11 protein-coding genes are annotated in these 17926 nt (G+C 61.0%); 5 read left to right on the top strand and 6 right to left on the bottom strand.

All coding sequences use genetic code 11. The features are described from left to right. Window positions 1–44: 44 nt before the first annotated feature. Entirely contained in the window at window positions 45–2984 is a 2940-nt protein-coding gene (glnE, locus tag ACK6BI_RS00505; protein WP_409315573.1) for a bifunctional [glutamate--ammonia ligase]-adenylyl-L-tyrosine phosphorylase/[glutamate--ammonia-ligase] adenylyltransferase, read from the bottom strand. Next, entirely contained in the window at window positions 2981–3106 is a 126-nt protein-coding gene (locus ACK6BI_RS00500; RefSeq protein WP_256574488.1) for a hypothetical protein, read from the bottom strand. Before ACK6BI_RS00500 ends, glnE begins: the two co-directional genes overlap by 4 nt. 262 nt (window positions 3107–3368) lie before the next feature. On the opposite strand from ACK6BI_RS00500, the gene aceE reads away from it, so the two are divergent. The 5 genes from aceE (at window position 3369) to msrA (ending at window position 13380) form a co-directional block, all read left to right on the top strand. Next, window positions 3369–6014: a pyruvate dehydrogenase (acetyl-transferring), homodimeric type gene (gene aceE, locus ACK6BI_RS00495; protein WP_065258718.1), complete on the top strand. Its 2646-nt coding sequence runs from the start codon at window positions 3369–3371 to the stop codon at window positions 6012–6014. Between the two features lie 11 nt (window positions 6015–6025). Continuing rightward, window positions 6026–7999 carry a dihydrolipoyllysine-residue acetyltransferase gene (aceF, locus tag ACK6BI_RS00490; RefSeq protein WP_409315572.1) on the top strand — a complete coding sequence of 658 codons (1974 nt, stop codon included), beginning with the start codon at window positions 6026–6028 and terminating at the stop codon, window positions 7997–7999. 277 nt (window positions 8000–8276) lie between these two features. Continuing rightward, window positions 8277–9674 carry an alkaline phosphatase D family protein gene (locus tag ACK6BI_RS00485; RefSeq protein ID WP_409315748.1) on the top strand — a complete coding sequence of 466 codons (1398 nt, stop codon included), beginning with the start codon at window positions 8277–8279 and terminating at the stop codon, window positions 9672–9674. Window positions 9675–9913: 239 nt separating this feature from the next. Further along, window positions 9914–12610, top strand: a complete 2697-nt coding sequence (locus tag ACK6BI_RS00480) for an EAL domain-containing protein (protein ID WP_409315571.1) — start codon at window positions 9914–9916, stop codon at window positions 12608–12610. Between the two features lie 104 nt (window positions 12611–12714). After that, window positions 12715–13380: a peptide-methionine (S)-S-oxide reductase MsrA gene (gene msrA / locus ACK6BI_RS00475; protein ID WP_409315570.1), complete on the top strand. Its 666-nt coding sequence runs from the start codon at window positions 12715–12717 to the stop codon at window positions 13378–13380. Window positions 13381–13446: 66 nt separating this feature from the next. Here the strand turns inward: msrA and ACK6BI_RS00470 are convergent, their stop codons facing one another. From ACK6BI_RS00470 to ACK6BI_RS00455, 4 genes are all read right to left on the bottom strand, one after another. Further along, entirely contained in the window at window positions 13447–14286 is an 840-nt protein-coding gene (locus tag ACK6BI_RS00470) for a 23S rRNA (adenine(2030)-N(6))-methyltransferase RlmJ (protein ID WP_065258322.1), read from the bottom strand. A 136-nt stretch (window positions 14287–14422) separates the two neighbouring features. Further along, entirely contained in the window at window positions 14423–14743 is a 321-nt protein-coding gene (locus tag ACK6BI_RS00465) for a hypothetical protein (RefSeq protein ID WP_409315569.1), read from the bottom strand. A gap of 319 nt (window positions 14744–15062) precedes the next feature. Continuing rightward, on the bottom strand, window positions 15063–15770 hold the full coding sequence (locus ACK6BI_RS00460) for a DUF4123 domain-containing protein (protein WP_409315568.1): 708 nt from the start codon (window positions 15768–15770) through the stop codon (window positions 15063–15065). Next, window positions 15760–17775, bottom strand: coding sequence for a type VI secretion system tip protein VgrG (locus ACK6BI_RS00455; protein ID WP_409315567.1), 2016 nt, complete (start codon window positions 17773–17775; stop codon window positions 15760–15762). Before ACK6BI_RS00455 ends, ACK6BI_RS00460 begins: the two co-directional genes overlap by 11 nt. Between the last annotated feature and the right edge of the window lie 151 nt (window positions 17776–17926).

Raw genomic sequence — 17926 nt, 5'->3', positions numbered from 1 at the left:
CCATAAACGAACCGGGGAGGCCTTACGCCTCCCCGTCTCGAGAATCAGCTTAGCCCCAGCTCTCGCCAGATCCGCATCACCTGCCGCCGTTCGTCCGCGAACTGGTCGCCCGGTATCACCCCGGCGTCCTTCTGCAAGGCCTGCCGGTGGGCGGCGGAACGGTAGGCCTTGTAGGCCTCGCGCAACAGGCTGGCGTCTTCGACGGGCATCAACCCTTCGTGTTCCAGCTCTTCCAGAATGCGGATATTGTCAGTCCAGCGCAGCAGCGGCGGGTGACTTTGCGACCACGCCAGGGCCGCGTATTGCACCATAAATTCAATATCGACGATACCTCCGGCGTCCTGCTTGAGGTCGAACGGCGCCGTGGCCTCGAAGGCATTCGCCCCGGTGCCGGCGGCCGTGCTCTTGCTGCCGAGGTTGTCACGCATCTTGGCGCGCATCTCGCTCACTTCCTGTTGCAACTTCGCCAGATCCCGCGTCTTGCCCAGCACCTGGGCCCGTACGTTCTCGAACGCCTGGCCGACATCCTGACTGCCCACCAGCACCCGCGCCCGCACCAATGCCTGATGCTCCCACGTCCAGGCTTCATTTTCCTGATAGCGGGCAAACGCGCCGAGGGAACTGACCAACAGCCCGGACGCTCCGGACGGCCGCAGACGCATGTCCACTTCATACAACTGGCCGGAGTTGGTCTGCGCGGTCAGCAAGTGAATGATCCGCTGGCCGAGCCGGGTGAAGAACTGCGCACCATCGATCGGTTTTGCCCCGTCGGTTTCCGCCTGCGGGTCGCCGTCGTGGATGAACACCAGATCCAGGTCCGAACCATGCCCCAACTCGATCCCGCCGACTTTCCCATAACCGACAATGATGAAGCCGGGATCGCACAACGTGCCGTCGGTGCGCAGCGGCGTGCCGTACTTGGCCACGGTCTGGCGCCAGGCCAGGGCCAGCACCTGCTCCAGAATCGCTTCGGCCAGCCAGGTCAGGTAATCGCTGACCTTCATCAACGGCAGGCTGCCGGCGATTTCCGAGGCGGCGACGCGCAAGCGGTGCGCCAGTTTGAAATGACGCAGGGCTTCCATCTGTTGTTCGAGGTCGTCTTCCGGGATCCGGGTCAGACGCTCGCGCAACTCGGCGGCCAGTTCCGGTGCCAGCGGCGGCTTGAACAGGCGACCTTCGTTGAGCAGCTCGTCGAGCAGCAGCGGGAAACGGGTGATCTGCTCGGCAATCCACGGACTGGCGGCGCACAGGGTCAGCAAGCGACGCAACGCGCCGGGGTTTTCCGTCAGCAACACCAGATAAGCCGAACGCCGGGCCACCGCTTCGACCAGCGGCAGTACCCGCTCAAGCACCAGATCCGGATTGTCGTGCTCCACAGCCTGAGCGAGCAGACGCGGAATAAAGGCGTCGAGGCGTTCACGCCCCAGGCGCTGCATCGCCCGCAATTGCGGGCTGCTGCGCAGACCGGCCAACGCCTTCAACGCCTTGGTGGCATCGGCAAAACCAGCCTCTTCCAACTGGCGGCAGGCGGCTTCTTCGTCCTGCGCCTCTTCCCACAGCGGCAACCATTCCCCGCCGACCACCACCTCGCAATCGGTGCCCTCTTCTTCATCGGGATCAGCGATCACTTGCGCAAAGTGCCAGGCCACCCGGCCACGCCAGAACATCAGCTTTTCATGGAAGGCATCCCAGTCGGCAAAGCCGAGCATGAAGGCGATGCGCGCCTGATCCTGGGGGCTGTCCGGCAACATTTGGGTCTGACGGTCAGCAATCGCCTGGATCGCATGTTCGGTGTAGCGCAGGAATTCGTAACCTTCGCGCAACTCGCTGACCACCGCCGGCGGCAGATAACCCTGCCCTTCCAGCGTGCCCAGCACCTTTAATAGAGGGCGCTGCTGCAGGCTCAGATCGCGTCCGCCGTGAATCAGCTGAAAGGCCTGGGCGATGAACTCGACTTCACGGATGCCGCCCGAGCCCAGCTTGATATTGTCGGCCATACCCTTGCGCCGCACTTCCTGCTGGATCAGTTGCTTCATGGTGCGCAGCGCTTCGATCGCCGAGAAGTCCAGATAACGCCGGTAAACGAACGGCCGCAACATGTCGAGCAACTGCGCGCCCGCCACCTGGTCGCCCGCGACGACCCGCGCCTTGATCATCGCGTAGCGTTCCCAGTCACGGCCCTGATCCTGGTAATACTGCTCCAGCGCATTGAAGCTCAGCACCAGCGCGCCGGACGAACCGTACGGACGCAGGCGCATGTCGACGCGAAACACGAAGCCGTCGACGGTGATCGGGTCGAGGGCCTTGATCAGGCGCTGACCGAGGCGGATGAAGAACTCCTGGTTATCCAGCGGGCGCTTCACACCGACGGTTTCGCCGCCCTCGGGGTAGGCGAAGATCAGGTCGATGTCCGACGACAGGTTGAGCTCCACCGCACCGAGCTTGCCCATGCCGAGAATGACCATCTGCTGCGGCAGGCCGCTGCGCCGACCGGTCGGCACGCCGAACTGCTGACAATGGCGGCTGTACAACCATTGATAAGCCTGGTCGATACTGGCGTCGGCCATGTCGGAAAGGTCGCGGCAGGTCTGCACCAGATCGGCCTGACGAGTGAGGTCGCGCCAGATGATCCGCACCTGATGCCGGGCGCGCTGACGACGCAGGATGCGGCCCAGTTCGTCTTCCGTTTGTGCCGTGTTCACCGCAGCGGCGATCTGCGCGCACAACTCGCCGGGGGCGAACGGCCGGTCGAGTTCGCCGGACTGAACCAGCGACAGCAACATCAAAGGGTCACGAACACTCTGTTCAATCACGAAATCGCTGGCAGCGGTGACGCGGTCGAATTGCGCCCGGCGCTCCGGCGTCCAGGTGGAGAAGCCGAGATCGTCTTCAAGTCCGGCGATGGCCGTACGGAACGACTGCTCCGATCGACTGACCAATGGCAGGAGAATGGCGGGCAGTTCGGCAAGCGCGGGCAGGGTCATGGTCTATCCTTGATCGGCGTATAAATGGCCGCTTGTAGTGATGAATGAAAAACCGCTACGCGAAGGACTGTCGAACAAAAGTGAGAAATAGCTGAAATTTCTTTTTCTTTGGCAGCCAGCATCAAACTTTCACCTTTTTCGGATGGCTAAAGACCAACCTTAACGATTATTCTCACAACGCAGTCGGAGGCCACAAGCCTTTCATCTGTAGTTTTACTACTCGTCTATACATTCGAAAGGCTGAAATGCCAGATGATTTGTAGTAAAACTACACGCCGCCGGAACAACCTGTCGGCAATCCAAGAATTTTAAATCGTCTGCCCACAAGGCCAGTCGCAAACTCAGGCAACCGATTCTGGAAGCCTTTCCGCCCTGGAGCAAGCCATGCAAGACCTCGATCCCGTCGAAACCCAGGAATGGCTGGACGCCCTGGAATCGGTTCTCGACAAAGAAGGCGAAGACCGTGCTCACTATCTGATGACCCGTATGGGCGAACTCGCGACCCGCAGCGGCTCGCAACTGCCTTACGCCATCACCACGCCTTACCGCAACACGATCCCCGTTACCCACGAAGCACGCATGCCTGGCGACCTGTTCATGGAACGCCGCATTCGCTCGCTGGTTCGCTGGAACGCGATGGCCATGGTAATGCGTACGAACCTGAAAGATTCTGACCTGGGCGGTCACATCTCCAGCTTCGCTTCCAGCGCGACCCTGTACGACATCGGTTTCAACTACTTCTTCCAGGCCCCGACCGACGAACACGGCGGCGACCTGATCTACTTCCAGGGTCACACCTCGCCAGGCGTCTACGCCCGTGCGTTCATGGAAGGCCGCATCACCGAAGAGCAGATGAACAACTTCCGCCAGGAAGTCGACGGTCAGGGCCTGTCGTCCTACCCTCACCCTTGGCTGATGCCTGACTTCTGGCAGTTCCCGACCGTGTCCATGGGTCTGGGTCCGATCCAGGCGATCTACCAGGCGCGCTTCATGAAGTACCTGGAACACCGTGGCTTCATCCAGCCGGGCAAACAGAAAGTCTGGTGCTTCCTGGGCGACGGCGAATGCGACGAGCCGGAATCCCTGGGCGCAATCTCCCTGGCCGGCCGCGAGAAGCTGGACAACCTGATCTTCGTCATCAACTGCAACCTGCAGCGCCTCGACGGCCCGGTTCGCGGCAACGGCAAGATCATCCAGGAACTCGAAGGCGTGTTCCGCGGTGCCCAGTGGAACGTCAACAAAGTCATCTGGGGCCGCTTCTGGGACCCGCTGCTGGCCAAGGACACCGACGGCATCCTGCAACGTCGCATGGACGAAGTCATCGACGGCGAGTACCAGAACTACAAGGCCAAAGACGGTGCGTTCGTTCGCGAGCACTTCTTCAACACGCCTGAACTCAAGGCGATGGTTGCCGACCTGTCCGACGACGAGATCTGGAAACTCAACCGTGGCGGCCATGATCCATACAAGGTCTACGCGGCGTACCACCAGGCGGTCAACCACAAGGACCAGCCTACCGTCATTCTGGCCAAGACCATCAAGGGTTATGGCACCGGTGCCGGCGAAGCGAAAAACACCGCGCACAACACCAAGAAAGTCGACGTCGAAAGCCTGAAACACTTCCGTGACCGTTTCGACATCCCGGTCAAGGATGCCGATCTGGAACACCTGCCGTTCTTCAAGCCGGAAGAAGGCAGCGCCGAAGCCCGCTACCTGGCCGAGCGTCGCGCCGCACTGGGCGGTTTCGTTCCGCAGCGTCGTGCGCAGAGCTTCAGCGTGCCGACTCCGGACCTGGACACCCTCAAGGCAATCCTCGACGGTTCCGGCGACCGTGAAATCTCCACCACCATGGCCTTCGTGCGGATCCTCGCGCAATTGGTCAAGGACAAGGAAATCGGCCCGCGCATCGTTCCGATCATCCCGGACGAAGCACGTACCTTCGGTATGGAAGGCATGTTCCGTCAACTGGGCATCTACTCGTCCGTCGGCCAGCTCTACGAGCCAGTCGATAAGGATCAGGTGATGTTCTACAAGGAAGACCAGAAAGGTCAGATCCTTGAAGAAGGCATCAACGAAGCGGGCGCCATGAGTTCCTTCATCGCCGCCGGTACTTCGTACTCCAGCCACAACCAGCCGATGCTGCCGTTCTACATCTTCTACTCGATGTTCGGCTTCCAGCGTATCGGCGACCTGGCCTGGGCGGCCGGCGACAGCCGCACCCGCGGCTTCCTGATCGGCGGCACCGCCGGCCGTACCACCCTGAACGGTGAAGGCCTGCAGCACGAAGACGGTCACAGCCACCTGCTGGCTGCCACCATCCCTAACTGCCGCACCTACGATCCGACCTACGGCTACGAGCTGGCGGTGATCATTCAGGACGGCATGAAGAAGATGACCGAAGAGCAACAGGACATCTTCTATTACATCACCGTGATGAACGAGTCGTACCAGCAGCCAGCCATGCCGGCCGGTGCCGAAGAAGGCATCAAGAAAGGCATGTACCTGCTTGAAGAAGACACCCGCGACGCGGCGCACCACGTTCAGCTGATGGGCTCCGGCACCATCCTGCGTGAAGTCCGTGAAGCGGCGAAGATCCTGCGTGAAGAGTTCAACATCGGCGCCGATGTGTGGAGCGTCACCAGCTTCAACGAACTGCGTCGCGACGGCCTGGCCGTAGAGCGCAGCAACCGCCTGAAACCAGGCCAGAAGCCGAAGCGCAGCTACGTCGAAGAGTGCCTGAGCGGCCGCAAGGGTCCGGTCATCGCCTCTACCGACTACATGAAACTGTTCGCCGAGCAGATCCGTCAGTGGGTACCGTCCAAGGAATTCAAGGTCCTGGGCACCGACGGTTTCGGCCGCAGCGACAGCCGCAAGAAACTGCGTCATTTCTTCGAAGTCGACCGTCATTTCGTGGTGTTGGCAGCCCTGGAAGCACTGGCTGACCGTGGTGATATCGAACCTAAAGTCGTGGCCGAGGCCATTACCAGGTTCGGCATCGACCCGGAAAAACGCAACCCACTGGACTGCTGAGGAGAAACTCTGTGAGCGAACTCATTCGCGTACCTGACATCGGCAGCGGTGAAGGTGAAGTAATCGAACTGTTTGTGAAGGTCGGCGACCGTATCGAAGCCGACCAGAGCATCCTGACCCTGGAATCGGACAAGGCCAGCATGGAAGTGCCGGCCCCGAAAGCCGGCGTCATCAAAAGCCTGAAAGTGAAGCTGGGCGATCGCCTGAAAGAAGGCGACGAACTGCTGGAACTGGAAGTCGAGGGCGCCGCGCAAGCGGCCCCTGCTCCGGCTGCCGCTCCTGCCGCCAAGGCTGAGGCTGCACCGGCTGCCGCTCCTGCACCGGCTGCGCCAGCCGCAGCTCCGGTTGCCGCTTCGGTCCAGCAAGTGCACGTGCCGGACATCGGCTCGTCGGGCAAGGCCCAGATCATCGAGATCCAGGTCAAGGTCGGCGACAAAGTCGAGGCTGATCAGTCGCTGATCACCCTGGAATCCGACAAGGCAAGCATGGAAATCCCGTCGCCTGCCGCTGGCGTGGTCAAGGCCATCAGCGTCAAGTTGAACGACGAAGTCGGCACCGGCGACCTGATCCTGGATCTGGAAGTGGCGGGTGCTGCGACCCCTGCGGCTGCCGCTCCGGCCCAGGCTTCTGCTCTAGCCGCTGCCGCAGCGCCGGCACCGGCTGCCGCACCTGCTGCTCCGGTTGCCGACAGCGTTCAGGACATCCACGTTCCGGACATCGGCTCGGCCGGCAAGGCCAAGATCATCGAAGTGATGGTCAAGGCCGGCGACAGCGTTGAAGCCGACCAGTCGCTGATCACCCTGGAATCCGACAAGGCAAGCATGGAAATCCCGTCGCCTGCCGCTGGCGTGGTGGAAAGCGTTTCCATCAAGCTGGACGACGAAGTCGGTACCGGCGACCTGATCCTCAAGCTGAAAGTCAAAGGCGCCGCCCCGGCTGCTGCTCCGGCACCTGCCGCCGCTGCACCGAGCGCTCCGGCGCCAGCCGCTGCTGCTCCGGCGGCCGCCGCATCTGCTCCCGCCGCTCCGGTTGCTGCTCCAGCCGCTGCTCCAGCCAAGCCGGGCGCGAAAGTTCACGCCGGCCCTGCCGTGCGTCAACTGGCTCGCGAGTTCGGCGTCGAGCTGAGCGCTGTCGGCGCCAGCGGTCCGCACGGTCGCATCCTGAAAGAAGATGTGCAGGCTTACGTCAAAGCCATGATGCAGAAGGCCAAGGAAGCACCGGCCGCTGCTGCTGGCGCCACCGGCGGCGCGGGCATCCCGCCGATTCCGGTCGTCGACTTCAGCCGCTTCGGCGAAATCGAAGAAGTGCCGATGACCCGCCTGATGCAGGTCGGCGCCGCCAACCTGCACCGCAGCTGGCTGAACGTGCCGCACGTGACGCAATTCGACTCGGCGGATATCACCGAGCTGGAAGCGTTCCGCAACGCACAGAAGGCCGTGGCCGAGAAGGCCGGCGTCAAGCTGACCATTCTGCCGCTGCTGCTCAAGTCCTGCGCGCACTTGCTCAAGGAACTGCCGGACTTCAACAGTTCGCTGGCGCCAAGCGGCAAGGCAATCATCCGCAAGAAATACGTGAACATCGGCTTCGCCGTCGACACCCCGGATGGCCTGCTGGTACCGGTCATCAAGAACGTCGACCAGAAGAGCCTGCTGCAACTGGCCGCCGAGGCCGCTTCCCTGGCTGAAAAAGCCCGGACCAAGAAGCTCTCGTCGGACGAGATGCAAGGCGCCTGCTTCACCATTTCCAGTCTCGGTCACATTGGCGGCACCGGCTTCACGCCGATCGTCAATGCGCCGGAAGTGGCGATCCTCGGTGTTTCCAAGGCAACCATCCAGCCAGTCTGGGACGGCAAAGCCTTCCAGCCGAAACTGATGCTGCCACTGTCGCTGTCCTACGATCACCGAGTGATCAACGGCGCCGCTGCTGCACGCTTCACCAAGCGTCTGGGCGACCTGCTGGCGGACATCCGCACCATCCTGCTGTAAAGCGCTCGGCCCTCCGGCAACGGAGGGCCGACCGCGTTCCACGTTTTCGAGCGCCACACGCTCGTACCTCAACCCCGTCACCTGGCGGGGCTTTTTTTTGCCTGCAATCACCATCGACCACATTTTTCCCACAACTTTTTCTGATTTCAGCCACGAGTCAAGTCCACTTCCAGTCGACATTTTTTATAACCATCCAACTAACCTTGGATCACCAAAGTCAGCCACTTAATATTCAATCACCCACGTTCAATCAATATTTATTCGAATGGAATCGAACATGCTGAAGCCCACTGTCGGCCCCATTATTGGACACACCACAACTAACCAGGCGCGCATATTCTTGCGGGGCGAACTTCAAGGTAATGCCGCCGCATTTGCCGGCATCCGTTATCGGGTTACCGATTCAACACAATGGCAGAAGGGTCGATTCATCCAGTTGGACGCGAAACGAGACATGTCCGGCGTACTGATTCTGGACAACTTGAGCGCCGACACCGATTACGAATACCAGACCGGATGGTTCAGCCCGATGAACCCGGCCCACACCCTTGAAAGCGTGGTGGAGTTGCCGCTGCAATGGCCACGGGAGACGTACCGCCTGCGTACCCGCAGCAGCCAGCCCCTGACGCCTCGCGCTTACATCCTCGGCTCCTGCCGCTATCTTCGCCTGACCGCGGGCATCCCTGTACTGCCCCAGCTGGGTGACCGGATCTTCGCTTCGATCAGCCAGTTGATCGAAGGTGCACAACCACCGGTGAGCGCGATCATGATGAGCGGTGATCAGATCTACGCCGACGACTTGAACCTGATTGCGCCCGATCGTGAATATAAGGAGTTCATTGCAAAGTATCGTGCCGCCTTTTCCCAACCCCATATTAGACGACTGATGTCTGGCACTTCGACTTACATGATTCTCGACGACCATGAAATAGAAGATAACTGGCCAGCGCGTGCCGATGCATTCGATGAAACATTGTTTCGGAATGCGATGGCCGCTTACGAAACTTATCAAGCCAGTCACGGCCCGGCCTGTTCGCTGACAACTAACGGGCAAGTTGATCACTCTTCGCTGAAGCACTACTGGTACCCATTCAGCGACGGCGATATCGAATGGTTTGTCACTGACAGTAGAACCCGCCGCAACTTGTCGGACGATAACCGCCAGATGATCGATGACGAGCAGGAAAAAGCCTTATGCAAGTGGTTGATCGAGAGCAACGCACGGGTCCGGTTCGTGGTCACCAGCGTCATGCTCTACCCTGACCGCAAGATCAACAGCGAAGACGCCTGGGGAGGCTTTCCCGAGCAACGCTTGCGTCTGCTGGAATTCATCCGCCGACACCGGATCCGCAATGTCATGTTCATCAGCGGCGACGTGCATGGCTCACTGACGGCCCGCCTCACCCACAGCCAGGACCGTGACTTTGAAGTGCACACCATCGTTTCTTCACCGCTGCACAACAGCAAACTGTTGCCCTATGCCACGACCTCGACATTCATTCTCGATCAACCGCTGACGCGCACTGACACGGGAGAGTATCGACACGAGCTGACCAGCCAGGTCATCAGTCAGGATAATTTTGCCCACATGGTGGTCGAGCCAGGACACATCCAGGTCAACTACCATGACCGGGATGGCAAACACCTGCAAACGGTCAACATTCCCCTTCGCTGAATGGAACGGCGTCACCGCCAAAAACCGACCGATGGCTCTGGAACGGCACTTTCCGGGCAGCCCTCGATTACTTTCCGCCACTCGCTGGAGAAATGCCCGCCGCAGCCGACATATTCTTATAGCACTTGGCCTTCATCTCTCTTGTCAGTCGGTGCCGCAATGATGCAACCTTGCCGCAGACAACAGTAAAGAGGGCGAGAGCCCGGCGCGTTCAGCAAATTTCCAAGCGAGTTCCCTTCATGAAGAGCCAACCCGATGCCGCCAGCCGTATGGCGGCCGAGGTAGTGACGCAGTTGCCTGTGCCCTCGCGGCTCGGCATGCTGCGTTTCGAGCGCCTGAATGAAGCCAGTTGGGCGATGCTGTTTCTCGATCCCAACTGCGAACGCCAGTTCGGCCAGCCCGCCGTCGAACTCTGCGCTCTGGTCGGCTCGCCCTACGCCAGCCTGATGGAGCCCGAAGCACGCTATCAGTTGCACGACGCAATCCAGCAGCAACTCGGCCAAAGCCCTCATTATCTGGTGCGCTACACACTGCACACCGCCGCCGGCGCCTTGAGCATTCTCGAACTCGGCGAGGCCTACAAACAGCACAACCGCCACTTGCTGCGCGGTTACCTGCTGGCGGTCGACGACGTATTTGACGAGGCGCCGGCACTGCCGTCCGTCGACCTGGAAACCCAGAATTCACGCCTGCAAATCGCCCTTGAGCTCAATCAGCGCGCGCAGCAGGAACAGCTGCAGCATCTGGAGCGGGTGCGCGCCCAGCAGGACCTGATCCTGTTGCTGGCCCGCCAGCGCTACAGCAGCCAGAACTCCCTGCAGGAAGCCGCCGAACTGATCACCCGCTGCGCCTGCGATATCTACGAAATCGACTGCGCCAGCCTGTGGAACCTCGAAGGCCAGAAACTGGTGCCGATCTCGGCGTATCACCGCGCCACCCAGGAATACATCCTGCCGGACGCCATCGACGTCAGCGGTTTTCCCGATTACATGGAAGCGCTGCACGGCAGTCGCGCTATCGACGCGCACAACGCGATGCGCGATCCGCGTACCCGGGAGATGGCCGAAGCCCTGCGTCCCCGTGACGTCAATGCCATGCTCGACGCCAGCATCCGCGTCGACGGTCAGGTGGTCGGCGTGCTGTGCCTGGAGCAGACCGGCGTCACCCGCGCCTGGCAGTCCGACGAAATCGCCTTTGCCGGTGAACTGGCCGACCAGTTCGCCCAGGTCATCAACAATCACAACCGCCGCACCGCCACCAGTGCGCTGCACCTGTTCCAGCGGGCGGTCGAGCAAAGCGCCAACGCCTTTTTGCTGGTCAATTGCGACGGCGTGGTCGAGTACGTCAACCCGAGCTTCACCGCCATCACCCAGTACACCACCGAGGAAGTCCACGGCCAGCGCCTGTCGGAACTGCCGGCGCTGGAAAACCTCAGCGAGCTGCTGTTCGACGCGCCCTCTTCGCTGGCCAAGAGCAACAGCTGGCAGGGCGAGTTCAAGAGCCGCCGCAAGAATCTCGAACCCTATTGGGGCCAGTTGTCGATCTCCAAGGTCTATGGCGACAACCGTGAGCTGACGCACTACATCGGCATCTACGAAGACATCACCCAGACCAAACTGGCGCAGCAGCGCATCGAGCGCCTGGCCTACACCGACAACCTCACCAACCTCGGTAACCGGCCTGCATTTATCCGCAATCTGGACGAACGCTTCGCCCGAGACAGCGATACCCCGATCAGCCTGCTGCTGGTGGACATCGACAACTTCAAGCGCATCAACGACAGCCTTGGCCACCAGACCGGCGACAAACTGTTGATCAGCCTGGCCCGGCGCCTGCGCAACAGCCTGAGCCCGAGCGGCAGCCTGGCGCGGTTCGCCAGTAACGAATTCGCCGTGTTGCTCGACAACACCGACCTCGAAGCCGGCCAACAGATCGCCAGCCAACTGTTGATGACACTCGACAAACCGATGTTCGTCGACAACCAGTTGATCAGCGTCACCGGCTCCGTGGGCCTGGCCTGCGCGCCGTTGCATGGCCGCGACCCGCAGACCCTGATGCGCAACGCCGGCCTTGCCCTGCACAAGGCCAAGGCCAACGGCAAACATCAGGTGCAGGTGTTCACCGAAGCGCTGAACGCCGAGGCCAGTTACAAACTGTTCGTCGAGAACAACCTGCGCCGCGCCCTGACCCAGAACGAGCTGGACGTGTTCTACCAGCCCAAGCTGTGCCTGCGCAGCGGTCGGTTGCTGGGCATGGAAGCGCTGCTGCGCTGGAATCACCCGGAACGCGGCATGATCCGCCCGGACCAGTTCATCAGCGTCGCCGAGGAAACCGGCCTGATCATTCCGATCGGCAAGTGGATCGCCCGCCAGGCCTGCCGCATGAGCAAGGCGCTGACCGCCGCCGGCATGGGCAATCTGCAAGTGGCGATCAACCTGTCGCCCAAGCAGTTCTCCGACCCGGACCTGGTGGCCTCCATCGCCAACATCCTCAAGGAAGAAGCGCTGCCGGCCAATCTGCTGGAACTGGAGCTGACCGAAGGCCTGCTGCTGGAAGCCACCGAAGACACTCACTTGCAGCTCGACCAGCTCAAGCATCTGGGCCTGACCCTGGCCATGGACGACTTCGGCACCGGTTACTCGTCGCTCAGTTACCTGAAGAAATTCCCGATCGACATCATCAAGATCGATCGCAGCTTCATCCACGAAATCCCGGATAACCAGGACGACATGGAAATCACCTCCGCCGTGATCGCCATGGCCCACAACCTGAAACTCAAGGTCGTGGCCGAAGGCATCGAGACCGCCGAGCAACTGGCGTTCCTGCGCCGGCACCGCTGCGATGTCGGCCAGGGCTACCTGTTCGACCGGCCGATTCCGGGTGGCGAGCTGATCCAGGCGCTCAAGCGCTACCCGCGCGGCCCGCTCTGCCTGTAACCCACTGGCACTATCCGCACACTTTGCCTGGTGATTAACTTGGCATCATTGGGCACACTGGTGGTCTGCTTATTTACATCCCATCCTGACTGAGAGGAACGATCATGGTTCTGCGCTCGGAAATTCTGGTGAACAAAAACGTGCTACCGACAAAAGATCAAGCTCTGCCCGGCCGCGAAACCCCGATGACCTTGCCGGAAACCCACTTTGTTTTTACCGATACGCCGCTGCTCGGCCCGTTCTTTGACGACGTCGACTTCGCGATCTTCGGCCTGGGTTGTTTCTGGGGGGCGGAGCGGCGCTTCTGGCAGCGCGAAGGCGTGGTCAGCACGGTGGTCGGCTACGCCGGCGGCTACACGCCGAACCCGACCTACGAAGAGGTCTGCTCGGGCCTGACCGGCCATGCCGAAGTGGTGCTGGTGGTGTTTGACAAGGCCAGGGTCAGCTACGAAGAATTGCTGGCGATGTTCTGGGAATTGCACAACCCGACGCAGGGCATGCGTCAGGGCAATGACATCGGCACCCAGTACCGCTCGGTGATCTACGCCACTACGCCGGAGCAACTGGATGCAGCGCTGAAGAGCAAGGCCGTGTATCAGGCCGAGCTGTCGAAGGCCGGCCTGGGGGAAATCAGCACAGAAATCGAACAGGCCCCGACCGTTTACTTCGCCGAGGCCTATCACCAGCAGTATCTGGCGAAAAATCCGGAAGGCTACTGCGGGATTGGCGGCACCGGCGTGTGCATGCCACCGAGCCTGGCAGGTAACTGACCACCTCGGCCGATCGTTCCCACGTCGAGGCGTCGAACCGTCCGCGTGGGAACGATCGGTCAGTGATCAGCTCTCGGCGATCAGCCAATCCATCTGCCACCCACCCTGGGTCTGCCCAAGTTTTTTGGACAGCCACGGCAGCAGCTCACGCAATTCTTCCTCCAGCCCCCACGGCGGATTGGCGATCGCCAGCCCGGAACCGTTCAGGCTGTTCGGGGTGTCCAGCGGGTGCACCAGCAGCTCGACCCGCAGCAACTTCGGCGCACCGGTGCCGGCCAGATCCTGATAGAAGCGCCGCAGTGCCCGCTGATCCTTCACCGGATACCAGATCGCCGCCACCGTCTGGCGCATCCGACCGATTGCCTCTTTCAACGATGCTGCGCAACGCTGCATCTCGTCGAGTTTCTCGAATGGCGGGTCGATCAGCATCACTGCGCGTTTCTCGGCCACCGGCAGCAACGCCCGCGCCACATGCCAGCCCTCGCCCAGATGCACCGCCACACGACGGTCGCCCTTCATGTTGTCCTTGAGCAGTACGCCGTCTTCCGGGTGCTTCTCGTTGAGCAACACCCGATCCTGGGAACGGGTCAGACGCCGTGCCAGCTCCGGCGAACCCGGGTAATAGCGCAACTGGCCATCCGGATTCATCTCGTGCAGCACTTTCATATAGTCAGCGGTCAGCGCCGGCAGATCCGGCTGGTCCCACAAGCGCGCAATGCCTTCCAGGTACTCGCCGGTGCGGTTGGCCTGATCGCCCTGCAGGTCATACAGACCGATGCCGGCGTGGCTGTCGAGATAGGCAAACGGCTGCTCCTTGCGCGACATCAGGGCGATGAGGCGGGTCAAGGTCAGGTGTTTGAACACATCGGCGTGATTGCCGGCGTGGAAGGCGTGACGATAATTCATGGCTGCTCCTGCGAGGGCCGTGAAGTTTACCTTTTACCGTGCGGCAAGTCAGGGGCTCGCAGCTGAGTGGCGTCCCGCTGCACTGATGATCGTTCCCACGCTCTGCATTCCCACGCAGAGCGTGGGAACGATCGAGTCAGGACGGTATGGCGCGTAGTCGCTTGCCAATCACATCCAGCACATCACAGCCGTCACGCAGCGGAATCACACAGAGCTGGGCGAAGTCGCTGAAGATGACCGAGTCGCACTCGACCGAGCCGCGCATGCACATGTTTTCCAGTACCTGAATCACGGCGCGGATCCGGTAGTTGGCGGCGTCCTTCAGGATGTCGAGCGGGGCGTGGGTGTCGATGAACAGGGTGGGCATGTCGTTGCAGTTGCTGGTCAGCGCCATGAGGCGGTTGTTGGGGTGAGGGATGAAAGGCTCGTAGGGTGGATCGGGTTTCAATGTTGGCACTGGACTAACTCCTAACGTATTGGATGGAGCCGCCAACTCTCACTTCCACGCATTAGGTGGCGGCTGTACGCAGGTGTGGAAGACCGGGACGTTAGGCACCCGGCGCACTCGAAAGCGCCCCGCGCACAGCCACCAAAAACTCAAACGACAAAGACGTCTGACTGGTGCAGCTTGACGCGCCTAACGATAAAAGGGCTTCCACGCCCTGTCACCGAATTTGCGGTGACAGCCAAAAGACTATCTCCGCACCACCTCGCCCACCAGTTCACGCAAACCGCCGCAACTCGCAGGAAACGTCCGAAGCCTTTGCCCGGAAATTTCACTCTGACTCGTCCCGCAAGTAGTCCAGCAGCGCCGAAGCCGACGATTCGTCCGACGCCGAAACCGCAAAAAACCTGACAACCTTGCAGCGCAAGACATCGGCGGGGAAAGCCTCGAACAATGCCGGTTGCTCCTCGCTCAACCACTGCAAGGTGTTGTTGGTCCGGGCATCACCACCGAATTGCACCAGCAGCTTTTCCGGCACCGACCACCAAGGAAACTCCCGTCCCGAGACCCGCGCCCTGCCCCCGATCTCGACGGCCTGACCGTTGATCAAAGCTCGCGTGAGAACCGGCAGCAATTGCCCGGCATCCACCTCGGACGACTCAAGGATCGGCAACAAAAACCGCCCATCCCAGAACCGGAAGAACACCGCTGTGCCGTCCGGCATCAGCACCTGGGTCAAACTGCGAAAGTGCTCGACCACCGCCTCAAGCCCCGCCGAAGAAACCGCCAGCCAGCCCCAGTCACGGGATTCGGTGGTCGCGACCCAATCCAGAAACTCACTGCCCGCTTCGACGATTCCCACGTAGGGCATCACCGCATCCCACCCGGCATAAATCGTTTCCGCCCAAACCGGCTTTGGCGCCTGTGCATTCAGTGGCCAGGCTTCCAAGGGATTCACCGCACTGGCACCACTGAAGATCGCAAACAATTGCTCCGACGACTTCAGCGGCTCATGCTTCAACCATTGGTCAGGCCGCACAGACACCCTCCTTGCAGCGCTCGCATTCTTCGCAGAACGGCGCGTCTCCTTTGAGACTCATGATTTGTGCGGCCGTCAATATTGCTGGCGGTGCCGCCGTCAGCGTTTCCGGCAACCCCGGCACGGTCGGCGCTGCGCTCATCGCGGCCATCGGCGCACCACCCACAACAATCGGCACGCTGCTGAAGATGCCGCCGGGGCCGATGTTGATCCACTGACCGCCTGCCTGGATTGTCGCGCTCGCCCCGCCGTCGATCACCACCTGCTGGCCGGCGCTGACGTGGAATTGAGCACTGGCGTTGATCGCCTGATTGCTCACGCGGATGTGCCGGTCACCGGTCACCGTGAGGTGGTCGTCCTGCTTCACTTCGGTCTGGCGCTGGCCGTGGGTGATGCGCTGTTCATCGGCCTTGAGTTCGTGCCTGGCGAGGCCAGTAACGATAACGCTGCGCTGGTTATCCACCTGCACCTGCTGATCGTTCAGCACATGCTGCGTCCAGTTTCGCTGCGCACGCAGGTAGATTTCCTCGGCGCCCCTGCGATCCTCGATGCGCAACTCGTTGTAGCCGCCGCCACCCGGACTGCTCTGGCTGCGAAAAATACTGCGAGTCTTGTCGGCCGGCAGGTCCAACGGCACCGGCGTCGCGGCGTTCGGCAGGCAACCCATGACCAAAGGCTTGTCGGCATCGGAGTCGATGAAACCCACCAGCACTTCCATCCCGACCCGTGGAATCAGCACGCTGCCATAACGGTCATGAGCCCAGCCGCTGGCGACCCGCAGCCAGCAACTGGAATGCTCGTTGAGTTCACCTTCGCGATCCCAGACCAGTTGCACCTTGACCCGACCGTACTCGTCGCAATGGATCTCGCTGTCTTTCGGGCCGGTGACCACCGCCGGTTGATAACCGAGCATCCGTGGCTTTTCCGGCCCCATCGGTGGACGGAAGAACACGTCCCACGGCGTGGCGAGAAAGGTATTACGGTAACCCTGAAATTCTTCACTATCGCTGGTGACCGATTCCTCCAGCACCTGCGGTTGTCGGCCATGGTGCTCGATAGCGGTCAGCAACCAGAGGTCATTCAAATCCTGACGCGGATGCTCGGTCAGTTGCAGGAAATGTCCGCTGACCAGGCCGGATTGATCGCTGCGGCCCTCGGCCTGACGGTAGTCGGCGATATGTCGTTCAAGGGCGCGCTGAGCCAGTTGTTTGCCGGTTTCGCGCTCGGTGAACTGGCCGGGGAAGTGGTAATCCTCCAGCACCGGGCGCTGTTCGCTTTCCACCCGACTCTGCAGCGGCAGGCGCGGTTTGGTGAAGTCGTAATCACGCCGGGTGACCACGCTGGTACGGGTTTCCAGCCGAACGGTGAAACGCTTGATGGCTGGCGCGGCTGCGGCCATGCCGCTGCCCGGAAGGTACTTCGTCGGCTCGGCCAGACGCGGAAACACCGTCTGATCGTCGCCGAACACCAACAGATGCCCGTCCGGGCTGTGCTGAAAGTGGAAGTGAATACCGACCTCGGCACACAGGCGCTGAATGAACGCCAGATCGCTCTCCGTATACTGCACACAATACTCACGGGGCGGGTAATCGCTGCCGAGGCGAAACTCGAAGGCATCGCGCAGGATTGCGTGATCCTTGAGGATCTGCGTCACGATCTGCGGCACGCTCTGATGCTGGAAGATCCGCTGATTGATCCGATGGCCGAGACAAGCCAGGCGTGGAACAAGACTGACGTGATAGCGGGTCAGACGCTTGCCCGAGTCCCCCTGGCCGACCCGATAGATCTGACCGTGGATACCGGAACCCGCGCCATCGAAACTCAGAAACGCCTGACAGTGCAGCAGGCTTTCAAGGTCCAGATCCGGTCGCTCGCTGATCAGTTCCAGGTCAAAGCGAAAGGGCTGGCTGATGGCTTCCTTGCCCGTGAACTCAAGCACTTTGAGGTCAAACCGGGCGCCTTCGACGGTCAACGTGAAACGCGGTTGATTGGCAGGCGCGAACATCCGATGTCTCTCTGCGATATGAAGGCGGGCGATTCTGCATGAGGGGCAAGAGGTGCAGGACAGGTGACTAAAAAATCAGATTTCCCCTACTTGAAACTTCGATCTCCCCTTCAAAAATCAGCGCATTCGACTACAGACTTTTCTTTCAGAA

Source organism: Pseudomonas sp. KCJK9016 (assembly GCF_046231795.1).
GTDB lineage: Bacteria > Pseudomonadota > Gammaproteobacteria > Pseudomonadales > Pseudomonadaceae > Aquipseudomonas > Aquipseudomonas bananamidigenes.
The sequence above is the reverse complement of the archived record's forward strand: the minus strand, read 5'-3'. Positions and strand labels throughout refer to the sequence as shown.

Excerpts from the sequence above, each read along its gene's own strand:
- glnE (WP_409315573.1), bottom strand. The coding sequence starts at position 2,984 with ATGACCCTGCCCGCGCTTGCCGAACTGCCCGCCATTCTCCTGCCATTG.
- ACK6BI_RS00500 (WP_256574488.1), bottom strand. The coding sequence starts at position 3,106 with ATGCTGGCTGCCAAAGAAAAAGAAATTTCAGCTATTTCTCACTTTTGT.
- aceE (WP_065258718.1), top strand. The coding sequence starts at position 3,369 with ATGCAAGACCTCGATCCCGTCGAAACCCAGGAATGGCTGGACGCCCTG.
- ACK6BI_RS00485 (WP_409315748.1), top strand. The coding sequence starts at position 8,277 with ATGCTGAAGCCCACTGTCGGCCCCATTATTGGACACACCACAACTAAC.
- ACK6BI_RS00480 (WP_409315571.1), top strand. The coding sequence starts at position 9,914 with ATGAAGAGCCAACCCGATGCCGCCAGCCGTATGGCGGCCGAGGTAGTG.
- msrA (WP_409315570.1), top strand. The coding sequence starts at position 12,715 with ATGGTTCTGCGCTCGGAAATTCTGGTGAACAAAAACGTGCTACCGACA.
- ACK6BI_RS00470 (WP_065258322.1), bottom strand. The coding sequence starts at position 14,286 with ATGAATTATCGTCACGCCTTCCACGCCGGCAATCACGCCGATGTGTTC.
- ACK6BI_RS00455 (WP_409315567.1), bottom strand. The coding sequence starts at position 17,775 with ATGTTCGCGCCTGCCAATCAACCGCGTTTCACGTTGACCGTCGAAGGC.